Source organism: Pseudomonas sp. ZY71 (genome assembly GCF_036542145.1).
In the GTDB taxonomy this organism is placed as follows: domain Bacteria; phylum Pseudomonadota; class Gammaproteobacteria; order Pseudomonadales; family Pseudomonadaceae; genus Aquipseudomonas; species Aquipseudomonas koreensis_A.
In genome coordinates, this window is the sequence record NZ_CP144274.1 from 4,718,010 (window position 1) to 4,743,286 (window position 25,277).

Below are 25,277 nucleotides of genomic sequence, written 5' to 3' on the forward strand. Positions count from 1 at the left end.
GTTCAATCCCGTGCGCCTATCCGGTCGACGGGGTTCACCAGAACAAGAACCACTAAGGAGGCCCCGTGATCGACGGGCAACCGCTCGCCTGCTTTCAGCCTTTCATCGATACCGCCACGGGACGCATTGCCGGCGTTGAAGCGTTGGGTCGCCTGCGCCAGGCTGACGGTCAATTGAATTCGGTCGGGCCATTGTTTGCCGATCCACGAACCTCCGCCATTGCCCTGCGCCGTCTCGACCGGCAGATCCGCGACAACGCCTTGAGCCGCTTGCATGAAGCGCCGGCAGACTGGTTTCTCAGCCTGAACATGTCGCCGCGCTGGATCAGTCGCCTGCGCGCCGATCAAGCCCTGCCCAGCCTCAAGCAATTGGCACGCTACAACATCGATCCGCAACGCATCGTCTTCGAGATCACCGAACTGGCTGGCAATGGTCAACGCCTGGCCGAAGTCGTCGCGCGCTATCGCGAGGCGGGAGCGAGAATCGCCATCGACGACTTTGGCGCCGGCTACTCGCAACTGGATCGGGTGCTGGCGTTGCAACCGGACATTCTCAAACTCGATATGCGTCTGTTTCAGGCCGCGGCACTGGGCGGGCCGAGCAGCGACGTGGTCAAGGCACTCGCGCAGATGGCCGAGAAGACCGGTTGCTGGATCATTGCCGAAGGCGTCGAGACCGAAGCGCAATTGAATTTCGCCCTCGAATGCGGATCGCGCTATGTACAGGGATTCCTGTTCGCGCGGGCACAGGAAGCGTTTTTCCCCACTGACGCGTTTGTGCAACGCTTCGCCGAACTGCGCCAGCGCTATGTCCGGCAGAAACTCGCCGAGCGCGGGCGGCTGATGCAAATGCGCCAGCAACTGGCGGAACTGATGTCGATCCTGCAAGCCTGGGCTCAGGCCCATGCACCATTGAGTGCGTTGCCACAACTGGACGCCTTCCCCTGGCTGCTGCGGTTTTATCAATGCGATCGCCACGGCACGCAACTGACCCCCAACCTCGAATGGCGCCAGCACGGCTGGGTCGCCGACAATCGTTATCTAGGGCACAACTGGTCGTGGCGCCCGTATTTCTATCATTTGCTCGCCGAGGGTTGGGAGGAGCGGCGTTTGACGCTTTCCAATACCTACCGCGATGCCACCAGCAATCAGTACTGCCTGACGGCCGGGCAGTTTTTCGACAACGGTGAGCGCTTGCTGTTGATCGACATTGACGCGGCGGGGCTGTAGTTCCGCTTGCAGGGGCGGGTGTGAACCGGGAAGCTAGCGGTCAACGCCCCCAGTCACCTGACGGAGAGAATCAGCCTTGGATTGGCACACCCTGCTCAACCGCGAACGCCTCGGCAAGCCACTGCACAGCCCGCAAGAACTTGGCCGCAGCCCTTTCCACAAAGACCATGACCGCATCATTTTCTCCGGCGCCTTCCGCCGCCTCGGACGCAAGACCCAGGTGCACCCGGTCACCAGCAACGACCACATCCACACGCGCCTGACCCATTCGCTGGAAGTCAGTTGCGTCGGCCGTTCGCTGGGCATGCGGGTGGGCGAAACCCTGCGCGGTGCCTTGCCCGAATGGTGTGACCCGGCCGATCTCGGCATGGTCGTGCAGTCGGCGTGTCTGGCCCACGACATCGGCAATCCGCCGTTCGGTCACTCCGGTGAAGATGCCATTCGCCACTGGTTCCAGCAGGCGGCCGGGCGTGGCTGGCTCGATGGCATGAGCGAAGCCGAACGCGCTGACTTCCTCAACTTCGAAGGCAATGCCCAGGGTTTCCGCGTCCTGACTCAGCTGGAGTACCACCAGTTCGATGGCGGCACGCGGCTGACCTACGCGACCCTTGGCACCTATCTGAAATACCCGTGGACCGCGCGCCACGCCGATTCCCTGGGCTACAAGAAACACAAGTTCGGCTGCTATCAGAGCGAGCTGCCGTTGCTTGAACAGATCGCCCATAAACTGGGTCTGCCGCAAATCGAAGACCAGCGCTGGGCGCGTCACCCGCTGGTGTACCTGATGGAGGCCGCTGACGACATCTGCTACGCGCTGATCGATCTCGAGGACGGCCTAGAAATGGAGCTGCTAGAGTACGCCGAAGTCGAATCGCTGCTGCTCGGGCTGGTGGGCGATGATCTGCCGGAAACCTATCGTCAGCTCGGCCCGCAGGATTCGCGCCGACGCAAACTGGCGATCCTGCGCGGCAAGGCCATCGAGCATTTGACCAACGCCGCCGCACGCGCATTTGTCGAGCAACAGGACGCGCTGCTTGCCGGCACGCTGCACGGCGATCTGGTTGAGCACATGCACGGCCCGGCCAAGCGTTGCGTGTTGAATGCCAAGGACATCGCCCGCAAGAAGATCTTTCAGGACAAACGCAAAACCCTGCATGAAATCGGTGCGTATACCACGCTGGAAATCCTGCTCAATTCGTTCTGCGGCGCCGCGCTGGAACAACACAACGGGCGTACGCCGTCGTTCAAAAGCCGACGTATTCTCGATCTGCTGGGTAGCAATGCGCCGGATCCGCAGGGTTCGTTACACACCTCGTTTTTGCGCATGATCGATTTCATTGCCGGGATGACCGACAGCTACGCCAGCGACATGGCACTGGAAATGACCGGCCGCTCCAGTCACTGACCCAGGCACATGCGGGTGGCCATCACATGGGTCACCCGCATGCACGCCTGCTGTTATTGTCGTTTTTGACGAGTGACTGTTATCACAGGGAACGCCACTGCTCCCAAGCGTTGGATCAGCAACTTTAAACATCTATAAAAACCCATTGACAACCAGCACTTGCAAATCAATGAAGTCAAACTATAAGCCCGTTCAAATCCTGCACTTCCTTACGTCAAACCTAGTTTGAACGTAGTCCGTTTCCTCATTAATTGTAGGAATAATCCGATAACGTGACTGGAGCCATGTCACTCCATGCGAGTGCTCATTCATCTGAGCTAAGGTGCGCGCTTTATTCGTGCTTGCATGGGACTTGATTATGAACTCCGTTTTTATTGTCGACGATCACCCGGTCATCCGTCTCGCCGTTCGAATGCTGCTGGAGCATGAAGGTTACAAGGTCGTTGGTGAGACCGATAACGGGGTCGATGCCATGCAAATGGTGCGCGAGTGCATGCCCGACCTGGTCATTCTCGATGTGAGCATTCCCAAGCTCGACGGGCTGGAAGTGCTGGCGCGCTTCAATGCCATGGGCTCCCCCCTGAAAATCCTGATTCTGACGGCACAGTGCCCGACACTGTTCGGCATTCGCTGCATGCAATCCGGCGCATCGGGTTATGTCTGTAAACAGGAGGAATTGAGCGAACTGGTCAGCGCAATAAAAGCGGTACTTTCCGGTTACAACTATTTCCCCAGCCAAGCATTGAATCCAGTTCGCAGCGACGATATCCGTTTTGCCGAGCTGGAACTTTTCAAATCCGTAAATGATCGCGAATTAATGGTTTTGCAACTGTTCGCCCAAGGTCGAACCAACAAGGAAATCGCCAAAGGCATGTTTCTCAGTAACAAGACCGTCAGCACCTACAAAAAACGCCTGATGCAAAAACTCAAGGCCAAATCCCTTGTAGAACTTATCGAGATGGCCAAACGAAACGCACTCGTGTGAGAGCCCGCATGCCCAGCCGTTTAAAGGACTATTTAATTGCGTTGAGCGCAGGTCTTTACCTGAGCAGCAACGTGTTCGCCATGCCCGGCACTTCACCGGACTATGCCTTGCTCAGCCGGTCGGCGAGCGAATCGGTGCCGGTCACCTTCGAACGGTCCCAACGGCAGTGGCTGCTTGAGCGTCACGAACTGGTTCTGGGCACCTCCGCGCCCGACTACCCGCCTTTTGACATGACGGTCAGTGGCAAGGATTACGAAGGCCTGACGGCCGACTACGCCGGACTCCTCGGCCAAGCCACTGGTTTGCTGATCCGGGTGCAACGTTTCCCCTCTCGGGATGCGGCGATTCGCGCGCTCCTCGATGGCCAGGTCGACCTGCTGGGTACTGCGAACGGGTTTGAAGCGAGCAATGCCAACCTGGCGCTGTCGACACCCTATGCCATTGACCAGCCGGTGCTGGTCACCCGCGAAGACGAAACCCGCTCCCTCACCGAAGGCCTCGCCGGGCTGCGGTTGAGCATGGTCTATCACTACTTGCCGTTGCCCGAAGTCAAAGCGCTGTATCCCAAAGCACTCATCACCTGCTACCCCTCCTACCAGAATGCGATCAACGCCGTTGCATTCGACCAGGCCGATGTCTTTCTCGGCGACACCCTGTCCACGCACTACATGATCAACAAGGGCTACCTGAACAACGTGCGCATGGCCAATTTCGGCAAGCAGGAAGCCCAGGGATTCAGCTTCGCCGTGCGCCGCAACAACCCACAGCTGCTAGGCGTCATCGACTCCGTGCTCAAGGCTGTGCCGGCCAGCGAACGCGAGAATATTGCCAAACGCTGGAGCGCTGGCAGCGATCTGTTGCTCACTGACCAGAAACTGCAACTGACCCAACGCGAAGAGTCCTGGCTCAAACAACACCCGGTGGTCAGCGTGGTGGTCAATGAAGCGTTCGCGCCGCTGACGTTTTTTGACAACGACGGCAATTTTCGCGGTATCAGTGCCGACCTGCTCGAGCTGATCCGTCTGCGCACTGGCCTGCGTTTCGAGGTCCGTCGCAGCCGCAACGATGCGGAAATGATCCAGCAGATAGACGGTCATCAGGCCGATCTGATCGCCGCCTTACTGCCGACGGCGGAGCGCGAAAAAGCCCTCAACTTCAGTCGTCCTTACCTGGAAAACTCCTACGTTCTGCTGACCCGCAAAAGCGCCGATGGCCCGACCAATCTTGGCCAGCTCAAAGACAAACAACTGGCGATTGCTCAGGGCAATCCGATGGTCGAGTACCTGCGCCGCGAGTATCCACGCATCCATTTGATCGAAACGGCGGATACCTTCAGCGCGGTGTCGCTGCTCGCGGAAGGCCAGGTCGACGGCGCGGTGAACTCGCTGGTGATTGCCAACTACTTCATTTCTTCGCGGATTTTCAACCAGCCATTGCAAATCACCACCACCATCGGCACCGGCCAGGCTGCGTTTTCCCTGGCGACCGCCCGCGACAGCACGGAACTGGCGTCGATCATCAACAAAGCTTTGTTGAGCATCGCGCCGGATGAATTGGGCGTGATCAATGGCCGCTGGCGCGGTTACTCCACGGCATCGCAGAACATCTGGCACAACTACCAGCGCTTGTTCTATCAAGTAATCATCGGCGCGTGCCTGTTATTACTGTTGCTATTGGCGTGGAACGCCTACATGCGCAACCAGATCAAACAACGCCAGGCTGCCGAACGTGCGCTGAACGACCAGTTCGAATTCATGCGCTCGCTGGTCGACGGCACACCGCATCCGATTTATGTGCGCGACCGCCAGGGTCTCTTGCAAAGTTGCAATGAAAGCTATCTCGAAGCGTTCAATGCCAAACGCGAAGACGTCATCGGCAAAAGCGTTATCGAGGGTGGTTCCCTGAGCAACGCGTTCGAAGCCCAGGCCTTTCAGGCCGATTACCTGCGCGTCATTACCGAAGGCACCCCGATGGTTGTCGACCGGCCATTACACATCGGCAACCGACGCCTGACGATCTATCACTGGATACTTCCATACCGTGATTCCAGAGGCGACGTGAAAGGCATCATTGGTGGCTGGATCGACATCAGCGAGCGCCGCCAGTTATTCGAAGAGTTGCGCACGGCCAAAGAACAGGCCGATGAGGCCAATCGGGCGAAAAGCACCTTTCTCGCGACCATGAGTCATGAAATCCGTACACCGATGAATGCGGTCATCGGCATGCTCGAACTGACGCTCAAACGCATGGATCAACAACACCCGGATCGCTCTTCGATCGACACCGCCTACCATTCGGCCAAGGACTTGCTGGGGCTGATCGGCGATATTCTCGATATCGCCCGCATCGAATCCGGGCGCCTGAGCCTTTGTCCGGAACGGGTCAATCTGGTCGACACCGTAACGTCAGTGGCAAGGATCTTCGACGGCCTCGCCCGGCAGAAAAACCTCAGCCTGCAAGTCATCTTCAATCCGCCGGATCTGGCCGTCGATGTGTATCTGGACCCACTGCGTTTCAAGCAGATACTGTCGAATCTGGTCAGCAATGCCATCAAGTTCACCGAACAAGGCCAGATACGGATCACTCTGGATCTGATGAACACCGATGTACCTGCCCGCGCCCTGATGCAACTGACCGTACAGGACAGCGGCGTCGGCATCAGTGCCGAGGATCAGCAGCGTTTGTTCGAACCGTTTGCCCAGGCGGAAAACAGTAGCCAGCAAGGCAGAAGCGGCGCTGGCCTGGGGCTGGTGATCAGTCGCAACCTGTGCGAAATGATGGGCGGACAACTGCAATTGAGCAGTCAGCCGGGCATCGGCACGCAGGTCTGCATCTCCCTGGCCCTGGAAACACTGCCGATACAAGTGAGCACGGTGAAAAGTGAACCTGCGATCAAGACCTCACAGGCACCTCTGCGCGTGCTGGTGGTCGATGACCATCCGGCCAATCGCTTGTTGATGTGTCAGCAACTGGAGTTTCTCGGCCATCGCTTCAGCATTGCCGAGAACGGCTGCGATGGCCTGGAGCTATGGAAGCACGGCCACTTCGATCTGGTGATTGTCGACTGCAACATGCCCTTGATGAATGGCTATGAACTGACCCGCGCCATTCGCCAGCATGAACTGCAGTCCCGTTGTCCGCCCTGCACCGTGCTGGGCTTCACGGCCAATGCGCAACCCGAGGAAATCCAGCGCTGCAAACAGGCCGGCATGAACGATTGCCTGTTCAAACCCCTGAGCCTGAGCCTGCTCAGCCACTGGGTCGATGGCATCACGCCGACATCAGCGCCACCGGTCTTCAACCTGCAAAGCATGAACATGCTGACCGGTGGCAACCCTGCGCAGGCTCGTCGTCTGCTGGCCGAATTGCTCAAAAGCAGCAGGCTGGACCGCCAGGAATTGCTCGCGCTGTCGCCCGAACATGACCGCGGCGCGCTGGCGGTGGTCGCTCACAAGATCAAAGGGGCCGCGCGTATCGCTCAGGCAACGCGCGTGATCGAGTGTTGCGATGCCCTTGAACAGGCTTGCGCCGAGGCCATGTCGACAGACGAGGTCGCCCGCCGTTGCGAGGCGAGCAACCAGGCGATGCTCGATCTCGAACATGCCTTGCAGCAGCAATTGGCCGTGTCGGATCAGAGCACAATGAGCTTGCCTTAACTATGCTTGGCGCTGAGCAGTGAGTTAAACATCATGGAGAGCCAGAAATGCCCAGCCCACTGCGCCCAGAGCAACGCCGGTTGCCGCTGCACGTGCACATCAGCGTCATGTTCACATTCCTCCTGCTGCTCACCGGGGTCGTGTTGGGGCTGTTCAATTACCGCCAGACCACGCAGATCATCCTGTCGAGCAGCGAGAAGCTGTTCGAGCGGATCGAACAGGACGTACGGCTGGACATGTCCGCCACCTATCAGCCGATCCGCCACCTGCTGAGTTTGCTGGCCGAAAACCCCGCCACTCAGGCTGCGCGCCTTGAACAACGCTTGCCCTTGCTCCGACCGTTCAGCCAGTCGCTCGTCGACAATCCCAATCTGGCGTCGCTGTATCTGGGTTATGCCAATGGCGATTTCTTCATGGTGCGTCCGCTGCGCAGTGCTGCGCTGAAGACGCTGCTCAAGGCCCCTGAAGCGGCGGCGTATCAGGTCTGGAGTATCGAACATGACCCGCAGGGCGCGGTGCACTCGCAATCGCTGTTCTTCGATCAGGCACTGACGCCGATCAGCCGCCAGGACAACCCCGATGACCGCTACGATCCGCGTAGCCGCGCGTGGTTCAACGATGCTCGCCAGCAAAACCAGCAAATCACCACCGAACCCTACGTGTTTTTTTCCACGCACAACGTCGGCACCACGTTGGCCCGCCGCAGCGGCGAGAACGCCGTGATCGGCGCTGACCTGACGCTGGTCGCCCTGTCGGCGGCGCTGAGCAAACATGTTGTCACACCCTCCACCGAGATTGCCCTGTTCGATGCCGACGGCAACGCCGTGGCCTATCCCGACAGCGAGCGCCTGATCGTCGACAGTAGCAGCGCGCACCTGGCCAAAGCGGCGGATCTGAGTCCGGGCTTGCATGCGCTGTTGTCCGGTGCAGCCACAGGCAATCGCCTGGAGGCCGATGGTCGTCAGTGGATCGTCGCCCGCAGCAGCATTCAGGAGGGTGGTCCGAAAGGCTTGCAGTTGGCGCTGCTGGTGCCGGAAGACGAATTGCTCGTCGATGCCTACCGCTTGCGCTGGCAAGGCGCTCTGATCACCTTGGCGACCCTGCTGTTGTGCCTGCCGCTGGGCTGGGTGATTTCGCGGATTCTGGTCAAGCCGCTGCATGCGCTGGTCAAGGAAGCCGACGCGATTCGCAGTTTCGACTTCAATTTTCCCTTGGCCCGGCGCTCGCCGGTGCTTGAAGTCGACCAGTTGAGCGTGTCGATGGCGCGGATGAAGGACACCCTGGCCAGTTTCTTCCGGATCACCGACACCCTCGGCGCCGAAACCCGCTTCGCCCCGCTGCTGCAACGGGTGCTGTTCGAAACAGTGCAGATCGCTCAGGCGCAGGCAGGGCTGATCTATCTGCGTGAAAGCGACAGCAGCCGCATGGAGCCTTACGGATTGGTGATCGATGGTACCTCTCAGGCCCTGGAAGCGTTCGACATTCAGGGTCACGACCTGCAACAGAACAAAGGACCGGCGTGGTTCGAACAATTGGTCGGCGCCAACAACGTGGTCAGCAACTTCGGCGTCGATCAGGCCGGGGATCTGCAGAAGGTTCTGTTGGCGATGCAATCGCCACGCATCCATCTGATCGGTATCCGCCTGCACAATCGCCACGACGAAACCATCGGTCTGCTGATTCTGCTGGTGAACGACAGCGGCGCCGCAGCCGACTTGGAAAAACTTCGCCCCGACCGTATCGCTTTCCTCCAGGCTGTGTCCGGCGCTGCGGCGGTGAGCATCGAGAGTCAGCGCCTGCAAGCCCGCCAGAAACAACTGCTCGACGCTTTCATTCAATTGCTCGCCGGCGCCATCGACGCCAAAAGCCCTTACACCGGTGGGCATTGTCAGCGCGTGCCAGAGCTGACGCTGATGCTCGCCCAGGCTGCGGCAGCCAGTCAGGCGCCCGCCTTTCGCGCCTACCAGCCGAACGAGGATGAATGGGAAGCCTTGCACATTGCCGCGTGGCTGCACGATTGCGGCAAGGTCACGACGCCGGAATACGTGGTCGACAAAGCCACCAAACTGGAAACCATCAACGACCGTATTCATGAAATTCGCACCCGTTTCGAAGTGCTCAAGCGTGATGCCTGGATCAGTTATTGGCAGGCGCGGGCCTTGGGCGGCGATGAGACAGCACTGGCGCAATTGCGCGACGCCACGCTGGCGGCGCTCGATGACGACTTTGCGTTTGTCGCGCGCTGCAATCTGGGCAGTGAGGCCATGGCCGAAGCGGATCTGCAACGTCTTGATCATCTGGCGCAACGCACCTGGCTGCGCACCCTTGACGACCGCTTGGGCGTGTCATGGGAAGAAAACCGGCGTCAGTCGCGCACGCCGGCACCGGGTTTACCGGTCAGTGAAAAGCTTCTGGCAGACAAGCCCGAGCATTTGCTTGAACGGGACCCGAACGAGTTGATCCCCGAAGACAATCCGTGGGGCTTCAAGCTGGATGTGCCGCGCTACAAATACAATCGTGGCGAGCTGTACAACCTGAGTATCAGCCGCGGCACGCTGACCCGCGAAGAGCGTTACGTGATCAATCACCACATGGTGCAGACGATCATGATGCTCAGCCACCTGCCCTTCCCCGGCCACCTCGACAGCATTGCCGAGATCGCCGGCGGTCATCATGAAAAAATGGACGGCACCGGTTACCCGAAACGCCTGAAGCGTGAAGACATGAGCCTGCCGGCGCGGATGATGGCGATTGCCGATATCTTCGAGGCGCTGACCGCAGCCGATCGCCCATACAAGAAAGCCAAAACCTTGAATGAAGCGTTGGCGATCATGGCGACCATGTGCCGCGAGGCGCACATCGATGCCCAGCTGTTTGGCTTGTTCATCAACGAAGGCGTGTACATGCAGTACGCCGTGCGCTTTCTCGATCCCGCGCAGATCGACAGCGTGGATCCGGCCAGCCTGTTGCACAAGGCTGGCCTCACCGCGTGATCAGCAGTCGGTCAGACGCAGGAAAATCGCCGCCAGTTGCTCGATGCCGGCCTGATCCTGCGCGGTAAAACGCGACAGTTTCGGGCTGTCGAGGTCGAGGACACCGATCAGGCGCCCGTCCTTGACCAGCGGCACGACCAGCTCACTGTTCGAAGCGCTGTCGCAGGCGATATGCCCCGGGAACGCGTGCACGTCTTCAACGCGCTGGGTTTGCCGAGTCGCTGCCGCCGCGCCACACACGCCACGGCCGAACGGAATGCGTACGCAAGCGATCTGCCCCTGGAACGGGCCAAGCACCAGTTCTTCATTGCGATTGAGGTAAAAACCCGCCCAGTTCAGATCATCGAGCTGGTTGAACAGGAACGCCGAAAACTGCGCGGCGTTGGCGATGAAATCGCGCTCGTCCGCCAGCAGCGATTCCAGTTGTGCGGCCAACATGCCATAGCCTTCGAGGCCCTGGCCGCTTTGTTGCAAATCAATCATGCCTTGTGCTCCAACAATTTCAGTCCCACCCAGTAACGGGCGAATTGGTACGCGCAACGTCCGTTGCGATTACCGCGGCCGGTGGCCCAACGCACGGCAAGGATGTCCAGCTCTTCGTCGCGCTGCCAGTTCAGCCCGGCCTTGGCGGCCAACTGGCCAATCCAGTGTTCAACGACGTTGAGGAAGTGTTCTTGGGTAAACGGGTAGAACGACAGCCACAGACCGAAACGGTCCGACAGCGCGATCTTGTCTTCCACGGCTTCGCTGGGGTGCAGTTCGCCGTCGACGCGTTTCCAGTTTTCGTTATCGCTTTCCTTCTCCGGCACCAGGTGGCGACGGTTGGAAGTGGCATACAGCAAGACGTTGTCCGGGGCCTGCTCAAGCGAGCCGTCGAGCACGCTTTTGAGCACGCGGTAATCGCCTTCACCGGATTCGAACGACAAGTCATCGCAAAACAGCACGAAACGCTGCGGCAGTTTGCCGATCTGCTCGACCACTCGTGGCAGATCCGCCAGATGGTCGCGCTCGATCTCGATCAGGCGCAGGCCCGCGGTGGCGTGTTCCGCCAGCAACGCGCGCACCAACGACGACTTGCCGGTACCGCGCGAGCCCCAGAGCAATGCATGGTTGGCCGGCATGCCATCGAGGAATTGCTGGGTGTTGCGCCCCAGTTGTTCGAGCTGACGGTCGACACCGATCAGGTCGGACAGGCGCATGTCGAGGCTGACTTCCAGCGGCAACAGATAGCCGCTGCGCCCGTCGCGCTGCCAGCGCGCCGCCAGACAAGTGCCCCAGTCGATCACCGGCCGTGGTGCCGGCAACAACGGTTCGATCCGCGCCAGAACCGACTCGGCGCGTTCAAGAAAAGCATTCAATCGGGAATCCACGTCTTCTCCTCGGGCACGTTCACAGTGATGATGGCGATTGCTGCGACGACACACAGATGAAATTCACCCTACCAAGCCTTGTTACAAGGCGATTCGGGAACCTCGGTATCCATACATGATCGACTATGCTTGAGCAGCGAAGGGAAACGGAAGTGGTTCAACACCCCATGGATATCAAATTCACCCACCGGCTGTCTTACAAGCAAGCCAGGCTTACCGTGCTGGTCGGGTTCATTCTGGGCACGCTGCTCAGCCTGCTGCAAATCGGCATCGATTATGCCAGTGAAGACGCCTCCATCAACCGTGAAATCCTGTCTTTGCTGGAAATCAGCCATAACCCGGCCTCACGGATCGCCTACAACATCGACGCCGAACTGGCGCAGGAACTGACCCTGGGCCTGTTGCGCTCACCGGCGATCATTTCGGCGCAACTGATCGACAACAACAGTACGGTGCTGGCCAGCGTCAAACGCCCGGAACTGCAAAGTGGCTATCGGGTGATCAGCGACTTCCTGTTTGGCGCCAAACGCCAGTTCGAGGATCGTCTGTACCTGGATCATCTGCCCAACGAATCGCTCGGGGTATTGAGCCTTGAGGTCGACACCTATGCTTTTGGCAGCCGTTTTCTGCGCCGGGCCGAGGTGACCCTGCTCAATGGTTTCGCCCGCAGTCTGATTCTCACCGGCATCCTGTTAGCGCTGTTCTACGTGATGCTGACCAAACCACTGGTGCGGGTGATCCGCGAACTCAGCGGGCGCGACCCGCGCAGCGCCGAGCCGACCACACTTGAGTGCCCGTCCGGCCACGGCAACGATGAAATCGGTGTGCTGGTCAAAGTCGCCAATCAACAATTCGAGAACATTGCCACCGAGATCCAGCAGCGGCGTAACGCCGAAAACCGCCTGACCGACTACCTCGGGCAACTGGAAAACATCGTCTCGGCGCGCACCGCCGAACTCAAGGCGATCAACGCGCGGCTCAGCCAGTCCAATCAGGAACTCGAAGTCGCCCGCAGCACCGCGCTGGAAATGGCCGAGGCCCGCTCAGCGTTCCTCGCCAACATGAGCCATGAGATCCGCACGCCGCTCAACGGCCTGCTGGGGATGATCGCGCTGTCACTCGACGGCCCGTTGAATGCCGAACAACAGCAACAACTGTCGATCGCCCACGATTCGGGCAAGGTGCTGGTCGAGTTGCTCAACGATATTCTCGACCTGTCGAAATTCGATGCCGGGCAACTGGAGCTTGAGCACATCCCGTTCGATCTCGGCTCATTGATCGAAGACACCGCCAACCTGCTGTCGCAGAACGCCGCGCCGAGCGTCGAGCTGACCTGCCTGATCGATCCGCACTTCCCGGCACTGGTGCTGGGCGATCCGACCCGCGTGCGGCAGATCGTCAGCAACCTGCTGTCCAACGCGCTGAAATTCACCCGCTTCGGCCGCGTGGATGTGCGCTTGTCGACCGACAAGGATGGCGTGCGCATCGAGGTCTGCGACACCGGCATCGGTATCGCCCAGGATGCGCAGCTGAAAATCTTCCAGCCGTTCACTCAAGCGGGTGCCGGCATCACTCGACAGTACGGCGGCACCGGACTGGGGCTGGCGCTGACCTACAACCTCTGCGAAGCGATGCAGGGGCGCCTGACCATCAGTTCCGAGACCGGGTTTGGCAGTCAGTTCTGTGCCGAGCTACCTCTGCCCTGCCATACCCGCGCGCTCGCCCCGGCGCCGCTGCACGGGAAAGTCCTCGCCATCACTGCAGCCAGCAGCGGTCTGGCGGAACTGTTGCAGAGTCTGCTGCCGGTCTGGGGCCTGGCGTATGAGCAGCGCACCATCGATGACTCACTGCTGGGTCTGACGCCGGACGTGGTGATTACCGATTGTCCTGAATGCCTGTTCGGATTACGCCCGACCCAAGGTGCGCCGATTTTGCTGGTGACCGCCTACGGCAGCTTCCTGCCGAGCGAAGAAGCGGCCGCGCTCGCCCCTCTGCAACAACAGGCACGGCCGTTGGCGCGCAACGCGCTCTACCAGAACCTGCGGCGCACTCTGCAACCGGACGTGGTCGCCATCAACGATGCACAACTCGAAACGTCGCCCTCGGTGCGCCGCGGGCGGGTGTTGCTGGTCGAGGACAACCCGGTCAATCAGCTGGTGGCCAAAGGCATGCTCGGCAAACTCGGCTGCGAGGTCATCGTCGCCGCCCACGGTGCCGAAGCGCTGGATCAATTGGAGTATCACGAATTCGATCTGGTGCTGATGGACTGCAACATGCCCGTCATGGACGGCTACGAAGCCAGCCGGCAGATTCGCCAGAGCGGGCGCTGGCCGCACCTGCCCATCGTCGCCCTGACTGCCAACGCCATGTCCGAGGAACGTGAGCGCTGTCGCGCCGCCGGCATGAGTGACTATCTGGCCAAGCCGTTCCGCCGAGAAGAACTGGCGGCACTGCTCGATCAATGGATCCCGACTACGACAGCGCTCTGATCTGCCCCAACAAATGATCGAGGCCATCACGCAAGTCATTGAGCCGATCCAGATCCACCCCGCTGTCACACAGCAGTCGGGCCTTGAGCGGCCCGACCTGCTCGCGCAAGGCTTGGCCGGCCGGTGTCAGGCTCAGGTGCACTTCCCGTTCGTCACGCGTCGAACGCTGGCGCTGCACCCACTGCAACTGCTGCAGACGCTTGAGCAGCGGCGTCAGCGTGCCCGAGTCCAGCGCCAAGCGCTCGCCCAAGGCCTTGACGGTCGGTTGCTCCGGCGCGGCGTCCTGCCATTCCCACAACACCAGCATCGCCAGATACTGCGGGTAGGTCAGACCGAGCTGATCGAGCATCGGCTTGTAGGCACGAATCACCGCCCGGGAGGCGGCGTACAGCTTGAAGCACAACTGGTTGTCGAGCTTCAGCGAATCGACCGGCAGGCTGTTCATTTGAGCAGAGCTTCGATCTCGCGGCTCAGGTCCTGCGGCTTGGTGGCAGGGGCGAAGCGCTTGACCAACTGGCCGTCCTTGCCGATGAGGAACTTGGTGAAATTCCACTTGATGCCTTGGGAGCCGAGTACGCCCGGGGCGCGTTTCTTCAACTGCACGAACAGTGGATGCGCGCCGGCGCCGTTGACTTCGATCTTTTTGAACAGCGGAAAGCTGACGCCGAAGTTCAGCTCGCAGAATTCGCTGATCGCCCCTTCGTTACCCGGCTCTTGCTTGCCAAACTGATTGCACGGAAAGCCCAGAACCACCAGGCCCTGATCCTTGTAGGTCTGCCACAGTTCTTCGAGACCTTTGTATTGCGGGGTGAAACCACATTTGCTCGCGGTGTTGACCACCAGAACCGCTTTGCCGGCGAAATCGGCCAGGGTCTTTTGCTCACCTTTGATCGTGGTGCAGGGGATGTTCAGCAGGTTGTCGCTCATGGGACGGGCTCCGCAGGCATTCAGGAAAGGCCAAACATAGCGAGCAATTAAATTGTGTGCAATTTAATTATCGAATAACAAGGCGACCCAAAGGTCGCCTTCGATCGTTTATGCGCGCGGTTCGAGGTTCAGGCACACCGAGTTGATGCAATAACGCAGGCCGGTCGGCGGCGGGCCGTCGGGGAATACGTGACCCAGATGCGCATCGCAGCGCGCGCACTTCACTTCCGTGCGGATCATGCCGTGCGTGGTATCACGGATTTCGGTCATCGCGCTTTCGCCAATCGGCGCATAGAAGCTCGGCCAGCCGCAGCCGGAGTCGAATTTGGTCTTGGAATCGAACAGCGCTTCGTTGCAGCAAACGCAGTGGTAGACACCGTCGGTCTTGGTGTCGTTGTATTTGCCGGAGAACGGGCGTTCGGTCGCACTCAGACGACAAACGTTGTATTGCTCGGGGTCGAGCATCGCCCGCCATTCTTCCAGGGTTTTTTCCAACTTTTCCATCATCACACCTCAGCGGCTGAAAAAGCCCGATCTGTACCTTTTCCACGGATCGGGCGGCACGTATGATTGCGCCTCGTCACGCACCAGTCTGGCAGCCAGACCGGGCGCATTCAAACGGATTATGGGAGCCACGGCTCAAGACGTCCGCCTGTGTGAAAACACAGGAATCCCAGCACGGTTGTCCATTCGCCGCCTGGATCGTTCATTTTCGGGATCACATCGCCATGCAGTTCAGCAAATCGAACAAGCTCGCCAACGTCTGCTACGACATTCGCGGCCCGGTGCTCAAGCACGCCAAACGACTGGAAGAGGAAGGCCAGCGCATCCTCAAGCTGAACATCGGCAACCCGGCGCCGTTTGGTTTCGAAGCGCCGGACGAAATTCTTCAGGATGTGATCCGCAACCTGCCGACCGCGCAAGGCTACAGCGACTCCAAAGGCCTGTTCAGCGCGCGCAAAGCGGTGATGCAGTACTACCAGCAGAAGAATGTCGAAGGTGTCGGCATCGAAGACATCTACCTGGGCAACGGCGTGTCCGAGCTGATCGTGATGTCGCTGCAGGCGCTGCTCAACAACGGCGACGAAGTGCTGGTGCCCGCTCCGGACTATCCGCTGTGGACTGCCGCCGTCAGCCTCGCTGGCGGTAACGCCGTGCATTACCTGTGCGACGAAGGCGCAGACTGGTTCCCGGATCTGGCCGACATCAAGGCCAAGATCACCCCGAACACCAAAGCCATGGTGATCATCAACCCGAACAACCCGACCGGCGCGGTGTATTCGAAGGAAGTGTTGCTGGGCATGCTGGAAATTGCTCGCGCGCACAACCTGGTGGTGTTCTCCGACGAAATCTACGACAAGATTCTGTATGACGATGCCGTGCACATCTGCACCGCGTCGCTGGCGCCAGACCTGTTGTGCCTGACCTTCAACGGTCTGTCGAAGTCCTACCGCGTGGCCGGTTTCCGTTCCGGCTGGATCGCCATCTCCGGGCCGAAACACAACGCGCAGAGCTACATCGAAGGCATCGACATGCTGGCCAACATGCGTCTGTGCGCCAACGTGCCGAGCCAGCATGCGATCCAGACCGCTCTGGGCGGCTACCAGAGCATCAACGATCTGGTGCTGCCGCAGGGTCGTCTGCTGGAACAGCGTAACCGCACCTGGGAGTTGCTCAACGACATTCCGGGCGTGAGCTGCGTCAAGCCGATGGGCGCGCTGTATGCGTTCCCGAAAATCGATCCGAAAGTCTGCCCGATCCACAACGACGAGAAATTCGTCCTCGACCTGCTGCTCTCCGAGAAGCTGCTGGTGGTGCAAGGCACGGCCTTCAACTGGCCGTGGCCGGATCACTTCCGCGTGGTCACCCTGCCTCGCGTCGATGATCTGGAAATGGCCATCGGCCGTATCGGCAACTTCCTCAAGTCCTACCGCCAGTAACTGGCCAGCAGTGCGCAACGGCCAAACGTTGCGCACTGTCTGATTCAGCAACACTTCTGCGTTCCACCTCCGCGCACGCCTTCTACACTTGCGATTCATACCGCTTACCTGCGTCCGGCGTAATGGCGACGGGTCGCGGCTGGCCGTCATCCCTATCGTTTTCTGTCGTGGGAAATGTGCCGAGCACCGAAGAATCCGCTGTAGGACACAGTTTGAAATAGTCACTCAGTTGAATAGCCCGGTGCGGCACCTTATATACCCCGCAGTACGCTACATCTTTAGCTTGAGGAGATTTCTACAACCATGATGCGCATCCTGCTGTTTTTGGCCACTAACCTGGCGGTCGTGCTGATAGCCAGCATCACCCTGAGCCTGTTCGGCTTCAACGGGTTCATGGCGGCCAACGGGGTTGATCTCGACCTTAGTCAGCTGCTGGTTTTCTGTGCAGTCTTTGGTTTCGCCGGCTCGCTGTTCTCGCTGTTCATCTCCAAGTGGATGGCGAAGATGAGCACCGGTACCCAGATCATCAGCCAGCCACGCACCCGGCATGAGCAATGGCTGCTGCAAACCGTCGAGCAACTGTCCCGCGAAGCCGGGATCAAGATGCCCGAAGTCGGCATTTTCCCGGCCTACGAAGCAAACGCCTTCGCCACCGGCTGGAACAAGAACGACGCGCTGGTCGCGGTCAGCCAGGGCTTGCTCGAGCGTTTCTCGCCCGATGAAGTGAAAGCTGTACTGGCCCACGAAATCGGTCACGTGGCCAATGGTGACATGGTCACCCTGGCGCTGATTCAAGGCGTGGTGAACACCTTCGTGATGTTCTTTGCGCGGATCATTGGCAACTTCGTCGACAAGGTGATTTTCAAGAACGAAGAAGGCCAGGGCATCGCTTACTACGTGGCGACCATCTTCGCCGAACTGGTACTGGGCATTCTCGCCAGTGCGATCGTCATGTGGTTCTCGCGCAAACGCGAATTCCGTGCCGACGAAGCCGGTGCCCGTCTGGCCGGCACCAGCGCGATGATCGGTGCACTGCAACGTCTGCGCGCCGAACAGGGCCTGCCAGTGCACATGCCGGACACCCTGAACGCCTTCGGCATCAACGGTGGCATCAAACAGGGCTTCGCCCGCATGTTCATGAGCCACCCGCCGCTGGAAGAGCGTATCGACGCGCTGCGTCGTCGCGGTTGATCAGATTGGCGTAAAAACAAGAGGCCCGCAGTGATGCGGGCCTTTTTTTGCCTTGATCAATTGGCTGTTCTCACTGGCCTCATCGCGAGCAGGCTCACTCCTACAGGGTTCTGTGTCGGTCACACAATCTGCGATTCAGCACAAATCACTGTAGGAGTGAGCCTGCTCGCGATGAGGCCAGAAAATCCCACGCTATTTATCGGGAAGAAACGCGGTACACCCGCTCCTCCAGCCGCGTCACACCCGCCTGCAGGAACTTCCCGCTCTCAGCCAGCACATCCTGCGCCTCCAGCTCCTGCACCTGCCAGGCATCCCCCAGCAACCGCTGCACTTCATCATCCCCCACCGCAAACGGCGGCCCCGGGATCTGCGCCTGATCGTAATCCAGCGTAATCAGCAACCCTTGTACCCCTTGCGGGAGAATCCGCTGAAGATGCGCCGCATAGCGCTCACGCATCGGCGCTGGCAAGGCAATCAGTGCGGCACGGTCGTATATCGCCGTGCAATCGGCCACATCGCCCGCCGTCAGCGCAAAAAAATCCCCGCACCACAACTCGATGGCATCGCCACGATAGACCTTGAACGCGCCCTTCTCGCTGATCTGCGGCTGTATCTGATGCTCACTGAAAAAGTCTTCAATAGCCTTCTCCGACAACTCGATACCGAGCACCTGATGACCGCGGCCTGCCAGCCACGCCAGATCCAGACTTTTCCCACACAAAGGCACGAGCACCCGCGCCGATGCCGGGGCCGCCCAGTGCCGCTGCAGATAAGGGTTCACCTCGGGCAGATGAAAACCAATCTGCCCCGAAGCCCACTTCTTGTGCCAAAACTCAGGCTGCATGTATCACTCCCAATAATTCGATCAAAAAGCGTTAAAACTTATATTAGATTTAGATCAATGATCTGACTGAAGATGAGGCCATCTTAACGCTCAGGAACCCATCATGTTTCCCAGCCTGTTTATTTCCCACGGTTCACCCATGCTGGCGCTGGAACCCGGCGCCAGTGGCCCGGCCTTGGCGCGCCTGGCCGCCGAATTACCGAAGCCCAAAGCCATCGTCATCGTCTCCGCCCATTGGGAAAGCCACGAACTGCTGGTCAGCAGTAATGCGCAACCGGAAACCTGGCACGACTTCGGGGGCTTTCCCCGCGCGCTGTTTGAAGTGCAGTACCCGGCGCCGGGCAATCCGCAGTTGGCCGCTGAGGTGGCCGATCTGTTGACTGCCAACAATCTGCCAGCGCGCCTTGATCCGCAACGTCCGTTCGATCACGGTGTCTGGGTACCGCTGTCGTTGATGTACCCGCTGGCGGATATCCCGGTGGTGCAAGTCTCGCTGCCGAGTCGCGCGGGCCCGGCGCTGCAAACCCGGGTCGGCCTAGCGCTGGCGAGCCTGCGTGATCAGGGTATTTTGCTCATTGGTTCCGGCAGCATCACCCACAACCTGCGTGAACTCGACTGGCACGCCGGCCCGGAAAGTGTCGAGCCGTGGGCGCGGGATTTTCGTGACTGGGTGATCGAGAAGTTGGCGGCCGACGATGAGGCGGCGCTGCATGATTATCGCCAGCAGGCGCCGCATGCGGTGCGCAGTCATCCGAGTGATGAGCATTTGTTGCCGCTGTATTTTGCCCGGGGCGCGGGCGGTGAGTTCAGCGTGGCGCACAAGGGGTTCACGATGGGTGCGCTGGGCATGGATATTTACCGCTTCGGTTGACGCCTTCGCGAGCAGGCTCGCTCCCACAAAGGCAAAAAAACAGGCAAAAAAAATCCCCGAACCAGTCGGGGATTTTTTATGTGCGATCAATCAGCCCAAGGGCGGATCAATCTTCGCGATAGCGACGCAGCTTCAACTGCTTACCGGCAACGCGAGTGTCCTTCAGCTTGGTCAGGAGTTTGTCCAGACCATCTTCCGGCAGCTCGACGAGGCTGAAGCTGTCACGCACCTGGATGCGACCGATCGCTTCACGGGCCAGACCGCCTTCGTTGAGGATGGCGCCCAGCAGGTTCTTCGCAGCGATACCGTCACGCGCACCCAGCGCGGTACGGCAACGAGCACGGCCTTCGCCCAAAGGCATTGGCGCGCGACGCTCGCGGTCACCACGATCAGGACGATCACCGGTGCGCTCAGGACGGTCGCCACGCGGTGCGTTGTTCGGCACCAGTGGGCGTTCCTTCTCGATCGCCGCCAGGTTCAGCGCTTGACCGTTGGTGGCTTTGCGCAGCAGCGCAGCAGCCAGAGCACGCGGAGTGCAACCGATGTCTGCAGTCAGACGATCGAGCAACTCACCGTGAGTCGATTCGGCATCAGCGACCAGCGGCGACAGGCTGTTGGTCAGTTTCTTGATGCGCGCATCGAGAACGGCTTGAGCGTCCGGCAGGCGTACTTCAGCAACTTTCTGACCGGTTACACGCTCGATCACTTGCAGCATGCGGCGCTCACGTGGAGTCACCAGCAGCAGTGCACGACCTTCGCGACCGGCACGGCCAGTACGGCCGATACGGTGAACGTAGGATTCCGGGTCGTACGGCATGTCAACGTTGAACACGTGAGTGATGCGCGGAACGTCCAGACCACGAGCAGCAACGTCGGTCGCAACAACGATGTCCAGACGGCCATCTTTCAGCGAGTCGATGACGCGCTCACGCTGGTTCTGGGCGATGTCACCGTTCAGCGCTGCGGCTTTGTAGCCTTTGGCGTCGAGGGCGCTGGCCAGATCCAGGGTCGCTTGCTTGGTGCGCACGAACATGATCAGAGCGTCGAAGTCTTCCACTTCCAGCAAGCTGAGAACGGCCGAAGTCTTCTGGTCAGCGTGAACCAACAGGTGAGCCTGTTCGATCGCGGTAACGGTCTGGGTCTTGGTCTGGATCTTCACGTGTTGCGGATCGCGCAGGTGGCGTTCGGCAATGGCGCGGATCGACTGCGGCAGGGTAGCCGAGAACAAAACGGTCTGACGGGTCGCTGGCAGAGCCTTGAAGATGACTTCCAGGTCATCCATGAAGCCCAGTTTCAACATTTCGTCAGCTTCGTCGAGAACCAGATGGTTCACGGTCGACAGGACTTTTTCGTCGCGACGCAGGTGGTCGCACAGACGGCCCGGAGTGGCGACAACGATCTGTGCGCCATTACGGATTGCTTTCAGTTGCGGGCCCATCGGCGCGCCGCCGTAAACGGCCACAACGGTAACGCCCGGCATTTGCTTGGCGTAGGTTTCGAAAGCGGTTGCTACTTGCAGCGCCAACTCACGAGTTGGCGCCAGGATCAGGGCTTGCGGTTCGCGCTTGGCAGGATCGATGCGGTGCAGGATAGGCAGTGCGAACGCGGCGGTTTTACCGGTACCGGTTTGCGCCTGGCCAATCATGTCCTGGCCGGCCATGATGATCGGGATCGATTGCTGCTGAATCGCCGAAGGCTCTTCGTAGCCGGTCGCTGCGACGGCTGCAAGAATATTCGGATTAAGATTAAAAGCGGCGAATCCGCCGGTTTCCTGGGTCATGGGTCTGCCTCTAAGTGCATCCGCAAAGACCCATGCTCCAAAGCTGCGCATGCCGTGTTGAGACTCAAGAGTCGCCCTGGCAGCTTTGTCGGCGGGGATTTGCGAAAACGAATGAATGAAAAAAAGAATCGTCCGGGAAGAGCCCGCAATGCGGACGTGCAGCCGAAGCTGACTTCGGGAAATTGCGCTACCTAAACGCGGCCCGGTTAAAGGCCGGCGCGCACTATACCGGATTTTGCCCAAAAAGGGAGCTTTTTTTATCGTCAAAATACCTGTGTCACCGCTGTGTAACGGGGTTTTGCGGATAATCGCGCCAAGGTCTATTTTTCAAAGGCCCGGCCCTGCGGGCGATGACGCTAAAACGATTCACCGACGTGCGGCATACCGTCGCTGCACCCGCCCTTCCCGCTCGAGGATTTCGCCATGAATCAGCCCTGCCCCGGCCGCGTCAGCCGAGAACGCCGTGGTCACGTCCATCTGATTGGCCTCGATCGAGCGGCCAAGCGCAATGCTTTCGACCTCGACCTGCTCAATGACCTGAGCCTGGCCTACGGCGAGTTCGAGGCCGACAGCGAAGCGCGGGTAGCGGTGGTGTTTGGCCACGGCGAACACTTTACCGCCGGTCTGGATCTGATCAATGCCAGCTCCGCTCTCGCCCAAGGCTGGCAGGTTCCGACCGGCGGTTGCGACCCGTGGGGTGTTTTCGTCGGGCCTCGGGTAAGCAAACCTGTGATTGTCGCCGCGCAGGGTTACTGCCTGACCATCGGCATCGAGTTGATGCTAGCGGCGGATATCAACCTGTGTGCGAGCAATACCCGCTTCGCGCAGATGGAAGTGCAGCGTGGGATTTTTCCTTTTGGTGGCGCGACTTTACGTTTTCAGCAGATCGCCGGATGGGGCAATGCGATGCGCTGGCTGCTGACCGGCGATGAGTTCGATGCGCACGAGGCGTTGCATCTGGGCCTGGTGCAGGAAGTCATGGCCAGTGAGGACCTGTTGCCGCGGGCGATTGAATTGGCTGAGCGGATTGCCCGGCAAGCGCCGTTGGGGGTGCAGGCGACGTTGATGTCGGCGCGGCAGGCGCGGTATGAGGGTGAGACGGCGGCGGCGCAAGGGCTGCCGGCGCTGGTGAAGAAGTTGTTGGCCAGTGAGGATGCCAAGGAAGGGGTGAGGTCGCTGGTGGAGCGGCGGCCCGGGATCTTCAAGGGGATCTGAAATATTTGGCGTCTGTCATGACGCCATCGCGAGCAGGCTCACTCCTACAAGGGAACGCATTTCAATGTAGGAGTGAGCCTGCTCGCGATAGGGCCAGCAAGGCCAGCAGCCTCAGGTCGCCGGGCGAATACTGTTGATCAACGACTGCAACGAATACCCCAACCGCGGTGCCAAGGCTTCAGCCCGGGCAGTCAACGCCTGCATATCCAGTTCCTGATCGAGGTCCGCCGGCACCAGCAAAATCACATTGCCCTCCTTCACCGGCAACTCCCAGTAATGGCGGTGATAGAGCCCACGCAACAACGCCGCACCCAATGGTCTGCCATCATCGGTGGCCCACTGATTGATTACCAGCCAGCCCCCCGGATTCAGGCGCTTCTGACAGTCGCCGAGAAAACTCCAGGCCAGATGGCCGACACCCGGGCCGACATCGGTATACAGGTCGACAAAGATCAGATCCGCCGGCTCGGCGGTCGGCAGCAGTTCCAGCGCATCGCCAACGCGGATATACAACCGTGGATCATCATCCAGCCCAAGGTATTCGATGGCTAGACGCGGCACGTCCGGGCGCAGTTCAATGGCTTCGACGTCTTCCAATGGCAGAAATTTGAGGCAGGCCTGCGTCAACGTACCAGCACCCAGCCCCAGAAACAGCGCACTTTCCGGCTGTTCATGGCACAACGCGCCAATCAGCATCGCCCGGGTGTAGTCGTATTCCAGCCAGCTCGGATCAGCGGTGAAAACGCAGCTCTGCTCGATGGCATCGCCGAACTCGAGAAAGCGGTAATCAGCCACTTCCAGCACGCGAATCACGCCGAACTCATCCTGTACTTCGGCGAGCAGATGCTCGACGCGCTCCTCAGTCATTTCGTCTCCTGATGGTCACCGGGCGCGGTGACGCGATGGCACCGCTGTGGCGCCGTGGCAAAGCGGCGATTGTCGGCGATGGGGCGGGAGCAGGTCACGCACTAATTGCTGCTACCATGGGCTTCCCGTGCGTAGAACCAATTAGAGACCGTGATGAGCCAACCGTGGAGCCCTGACAGCTGGCGCGCCCTGCCGATCCAGCAACAACCGCAATACCCCGACGCCGCGCACCTGCGCCAGGTCGAGCAAACCCTGGCCAGTTACCCGCCACTGGTGTTTGCCGGTGAAGCGCGCGAACTGCGCCGGCAGTTTGCCGAAGTCACCCAGGGCCGGGCCTTCCTGTTACAGGGCGGCGATTGTGCGGAAAGCTTTGCTGAATTCTCCGCGGCGAAGATTCGCGACACCTTTAAAGTGTTACTGCAAATGGCGATCGTCATGACCTTCGCCGCCGGTTGCCCGGTGGTCAAGGTCGGGCGCATGGCCGGTCAGTTCGCCAAGCCGCGCTCGGCCAATGACGAGACCATCGACGGCGTGACACTGCCGGCTTATCGCGGCGACATCGTCAACGGCATCGGCTTCGACGAAAAGAGCCGCGTGCCGGATCCGGAACGCCTGCTGCAGTCCTATCACCAGTCCACCGCCACGCTGAACCTGCTGCGCGCATTCGCTCAGGGCGGCTTTGCCGATCTGCATCAGGTGCACAAGTGGAACCTCGACTTCATCGCCAACTCGGCGCTGGCCGAGAAGTACAGCCACCTCGCCGACCGCATCGATGAAACCCTGGCATTCATGCGCGCCTGCGGCATGGACAGCTCGCCGCAACTGCGTGAAACCAGCTTCTTCACCGCCCACGAAGCGTTGCTGCTGAACTACGAAGAAGCCTTCGTGCGTCGCGACAGCCTGACCAACGATTACTACGATTGTTCGGCACACATGCTGTGGATCGGCGACCGCACCCGTCAGCTCGACGGCGCGCATGTCGAATTCCTGCGTGGCGTGAACAACCCGATCGGCGTGAAGGTCGGCCCGAGCATGGACCCCGACGATCTGATCCGCCTGATCGATGTGCTCAACCCGGACAACGATCCGGGGCGCTTGAACCTGATTGCGCGGATGGGCGCGAACAAGGTCGGCGATCATCTGCCAGCGCTGATCCGCGCGGTGCAGCGTGAAGGCAAGCAAGTGCTGTGGAGCTCCGACCCGATGCACGGCAACACCATCAAGGCCAGCAGCGGCTACAAGACCCGCGACTTCGCGCAGATCCTTGGCGAGGTGAAGCAGTTCTTCCAGGTGCACGAGGCGGAAGGCAGTTATGCCGGCGGCATTCACATCGAAATGACCGGACAGAATGTCACCGAGTGCATTGGTGGCGCGCGGCCGATTACTGAAGACGGGTTGTCGGATCGCTATCACACCCATTGTGATCCACGGATGAATGCCGATCAGTCGCTTGAATTGGCGTTTTTGATTGCCGAAACCCTCAAGCAGGTTCGCCGCTAGACCGCGTCGCTTCTT

19 protein-coding genes are annotated in these 25,277 nt (G+C 59.9%); 11 read left to right on the plus strand and 8 right to left on the minus strand.

Features of this window, described 5'->3' with window-relative positions; translation table 11 throughout:
• The first annotated feature begins 65 nt into the window (after positions 1-65).
• The 5 genes from VY732_RS20855 (at position 66) to VY732_RS20875 (ending at position 10,268) form a co-directional block, all read left to right on the plus strand.
• A complete protein-coding gene (locus VY732_RS20855; RefSeq protein ID WP_212621370.1) occupies positions 66-1,229 on the plus strand; it encodes an EAL domain-containing protein in 1,164 nt (387 codons plus the stop codon).
• Between the two features lie 76 nt (positions 1,230-1,305).
• A complete protein-coding gene (locus VY732_RS20860) occupies positions 1,306-2,634 on the plus strand; it encodes a deoxyguanosinetriphosphate triphosphohydrolase (RefSeq protein WP_137217754.1) in 1,329 nt (442 codons plus the stop codon).
• Positions 2,635-2,992: 358 nt separating this feature from the next.
• Positions 2,993-3,619 carry a response regulator transcription factor gene (locus VY732_RS20865; RefSeq protein ID WP_038364238.1) on the plus strand — a complete coding sequence of 209 codons (627 nt, stop codon included), beginning with the start codon at positions 2,993-2,995 and terminating at the stop codon, positions 3,617-3,619.
• An 8-nt stretch (positions 3,620-3,627) separates the two neighbouring features.
• The gene (locus VY732_RS20870) at positions 3,628-7,275 is read left to right on the plus strand and encodes a transporter substrate-binding domain-containing protein (protein WP_331691652.1); all 3,648 of its coding nucleotides are present in this window, start codon (positions 3,628-3,630) and stop codon (positions 7,273-7,275) included.
• Between the two features lie 47 nt (positions 7,276-7,322).
• Positions 7,323-10,268 carry an HD domain-containing phosphohydrolase gene (locus tag VY732_RS20875; protein ID WP_331691653.1) on the plus strand — a complete coding sequence of 982 codons (2,946 nt, stop codon included), beginning with the start codon at positions 7,323-7,325 and terminating at the stop codon, positions 10,266-10,268.
• Here VY732_RS20875 and VY732_RS20880 read toward each other — a convergent pair whose 3' ends face one another.
• Complete coding sequence (locus VY732_RS20880; RefSeq protein WP_095048447.1) at positions 10,269-10,751, minus strand: GAF domain-containing protein; 483 nt, start codon at positions 10,749-10,751, stop codon at positions 10,269-10,271.
• On the minus strand, positions 10,748-11,638 hold the full coding sequence (locus VY732_RS20885; RefSeq protein ID WP_331691654.1) for an ATP-binding protein: 891 nt from the start codon (positions 11,636-11,638) through the stop codon (positions 10,748-10,750). The genes VY732_RS20880 and VY732_RS20885 overlap by 4 nt, the downstream gene beginning before the upstream one ends.
• 167 nt (positions 11,639-11,805) lie before the next feature.
• On the opposite strand from VY732_RS20885, the gene VY732_RS20890 reads away from it, so the two are divergent.
• Positions 11,806-14,127, plus strand: a complete 2,322-nt coding sequence (locus VY732_RS20890) for a hybrid sensor histidine kinase/response regulator (protein WP_116030540.1) — start codon at positions 11,806-11,808, stop codon at positions 14,125-14,127.
• Here the strand turns inward: VY732_RS20890 and VY732_RS20895 are convergent.
• The 3 genes from VY732_RS20895 to msrB all read right to left on the minus strand — a co-directional run bounded on the left by VY732_RS20895 (position 14,111) and on the right by msrB (position 15,558).
• A complete protein-coding gene (locus VY732_RS20895; protein WP_331691655.1) occupies positions 14,111-14,572 on the minus strand; it encodes a MarR family winged helix-turn-helix transcriptional regulator in 462 nt (153 codons plus the stop codon). The genes VY732_RS20890 and VY732_RS20895 overlap by 17 nt on opposite strands.
• The gene (locus VY732_RS20900) at positions 14,569-15,054 is read right to left on the minus strand and encodes a glutathione peroxidase (RefSeq protein ID WP_034155230.1); all 486 of its coding nucleotides are present in this window, start codon (positions 15,052-15,054) and stop codon (positions 14,569-14,571) included. Before VY732_RS20900 ends, VY732_RS20895 begins: the two co-directional genes overlap by 4 nt.
• Positions 15,055-15,162: 108 nt before the next feature.
• On the minus strand, positions 15,163-15,558 hold the full coding sequence (gene msrB / locus VY732_RS20905) for a peptide-methionine (R)-S-oxide reductase MsrB (protein ID WP_095120468.1): 396 nt from the start codon (positions 15,556-15,558) through the stop codon (positions 15,163-15,165).
• A 224-nt stretch (positions 15,559-15,782) separates the two neighbouring features.
• Here msrB and VY732_RS20910 point away from each other — a divergent pair, with 224 nt between their 5' ends.
• Positions 15,783-16,994, plus strand: a complete 1,212-nt coding sequence (locus VY732_RS20910; RefSeq protein ID WP_007908620.1) for a pyridoxal phosphate-dependent aminotransferase — start codon at positions 15,783-15,785, stop codon at positions 16,992-16,994.
• A 303-nt stretch (positions 16,995-17,297) separates the two neighbouring features.
• A complete protein-coding gene (gene htpX, locus VY732_RS20915) occupies positions 17,298-18,185 on the plus strand; it encodes a protease HtpX (protein WP_007908619.1) in 888 nt (295 codons plus the stop codon).
• Positions 18,186-18,381: 196 nt separating this feature from the next.
• On the opposite strand, the gene VY732_RS20920 is transcribed toward htpX, so the two are convergent.
• The gene (locus VY732_RS20920; RefSeq protein WP_331691656.1) at positions 18,382-19,029 is read right to left on the minus strand and encodes a thiopurine S-methyltransferase; all 648 of its coding nucleotides are present in this window, start codon (positions 19,027-19,029) and stop codon (positions 18,382-18,384) included.
• A 103-nt stretch (positions 19,030-19,132) separates the two neighbouring features.
• Between VY732_RS20920 and VY732_RS20925 the strand changes: the two genes are divergently transcribed.
• The gene (locus VY732_RS20925; RefSeq protein ID WP_331691657.1) at positions 19,133-19,900 is read left to right on the plus strand and encodes a DODA-type extradiol aromatic ring-opening family dioxygenase; all 768 of its coding nucleotides are present in this window, start codon (positions 19,133-19,135) and stop codon (positions 19,898-19,900) included.
• 106 nt (positions 19,901-20,006) lie between these two features.
• Here the strand turns inward: VY732_RS20925 and VY732_RS20930 are convergent, their stop codons facing one another.
• Complete coding sequence (locus VY732_RS20930; RefSeq protein ID WP_008088238.1) at positions 20,007-21,680, minus strand: DEAD/DEAH box helicase; 1,674 nt, start codon at positions 21,678-21,680, stop codon at positions 20,007-20,009.
• A 423-nt stretch (positions 21,681-22,103) separates the two neighbouring features.
• Between VY732_RS20930 and VY732_RS20935 the strand changes: the two genes are divergently transcribed.
• On the plus strand, positions 22,104-22,895 hold the full coding sequence (locus tag VY732_RS20935) for a crotonase/enoyl-CoA hydratase family protein (RefSeq protein WP_116030534.1): 792 nt from the start codon (positions 22,104-22,106) through the stop codon (positions 22,893-22,895).
• A 111-nt stretch (positions 22,896-23,006) separates the two neighbouring features.
• Here VY732_RS20935 and VY732_RS20940 read toward each other — a convergent pair whose 3' ends face one another.
• The gene (locus tag VY732_RS20940) at positions 23,007-23,762 is read right to left on the minus strand and encodes a spermidine synthase (protein ID WP_331691658.1); all 756 of its coding nucleotides are present in this window, start codon (positions 23,760-23,762) and stop codon (positions 23,007-23,009) included.
• Between the two features lie 153 nt (positions 23,763-23,915).
• Here VY732_RS20940 and VY732_RS20945 point away from each other — a divergent pair, with 153 nt between their 5' ends.
• Positions 23,916-25,262, plus strand: coding sequence for a class II 3-deoxy-7-phosphoheptulonate synthase (locus VY732_RS20945; protein WP_077573929.1), 1,347 nt, complete (start codon positions 23,916-23,918; stop codon positions 25,260-25,262).
• Positions 25,263-25,277 lie beyond the last annotated feature (15 nt).

Bases quoted from the DNA above. Each gene is read 5' to 3' on its own strand.
- VY732_RS20865 (WP_038364238.1), top strand. From the start codon at position 2,993: ATGAACTCCGTTTTTATTGTCGACGATCACCCGGTCATCCGTCTCGCC.
- VY732_RS20870 (WP_331691652.1), top strand. From the start codon at position 3,628: ATGCCCAGCCGTTTAAAGGACTATTTAATTGCGTTGAGCGCAGGTCTT.
- VY732_RS20875 (WP_331691653.1), top strand. From the start codon at position 7,323: ATGCCCAGCCCACTGCGCCCAGAGCAACGCCGGTTGCCGCTGCACGTG.
- VY732_RS20880 (WP_095048447.1), bottom strand. From the start codon at position 10,751: ATGATTGATTTGCAACAAAGCGGCCAGGGCCTCGAAGGCTATGGCATG.
- VY732_RS20890 (WP_116030540.1), top strand. From the start codon at position 11,806: ATGGATATCAAATTCACCCACCGGCTGTCTTACAAGCAAGCCAGGCTT.
- VY732_RS20895 (WP_331691655.1), bottom strand. From the start codon at position 14,572: ATGAACAGCCTGCCGGTCGATTCGCTGAAGCTCGACAACCAGTTGTGC.
- VY732_RS20900 (WP_034155230.1), bottom strand. From the start codon at position 15,054: ATGAGCGACAACCTGCTGAACATCCCCTGCACCACGATCAAAGGTGAG.
- msrB (WP_095120468.1), bottom strand. From the start codon at position 15,558: ATGGAAAAGTTGGAAAAAACCCTGGAAGAATGGCGGGCGATGCTCGAC.
- VY732_RS20910 (WP_007908620.1), top strand. From the start codon at position 15,783: ATGCAGTTCAGCAAATCGAACAAGCTCGCCAACGTCTGCTACGACATT.
- htpX (WP_007908619.1), top strand. From the start codon at position 17,298: ATGATGCGCATCCTGCTGTTTTTGGCCACTAACCTGGCGGTCGTGCTG.
- VY732_RS20920 (WP_331691656.1), bottom strand. From the start codon at position 19,029: ATGCAGCCTGAGTTTTGGCACAAGAAGTGGGCTTCGGGGCAGATTGGT.
- VY732_RS20925 (WP_331691657.1), top strand. From the start codon at position 19,133: ATGTTTCCCAGCCTGTTTATTTCCCACGGTTCACCCATGCTGGCGCTG.
- VY732_RS20930 (WP_008088238.1), bottom strand. From the start codon at position 21,680: ATGACCCAGGAAACCGGCGGATTCGCCGCTTTTAATCTTAATCCGAAT.
- VY732_RS20935 (WP_116030534.1), top strand. From the start codon at position 22,104: ATGAATCAGCCCTGCCCCGGCCGCGTCAGCCGAGAACGCCGTGGTCAC.
- VY732_RS20940 (WP_331691658.1), bottom strand. From the start codon at position 23,762: ATGACTGAGGAGCGCGTCGAGCATCTGCTCGCCGAAGTACAGGATGAG.
- VY732_RS20945 (WP_077573929.1), top strand. From the start codon at position 23,916: ATGAGCCAACCGTGGAGCCCTGACAGCTGGCGCGCCCTGCCGATCCAG.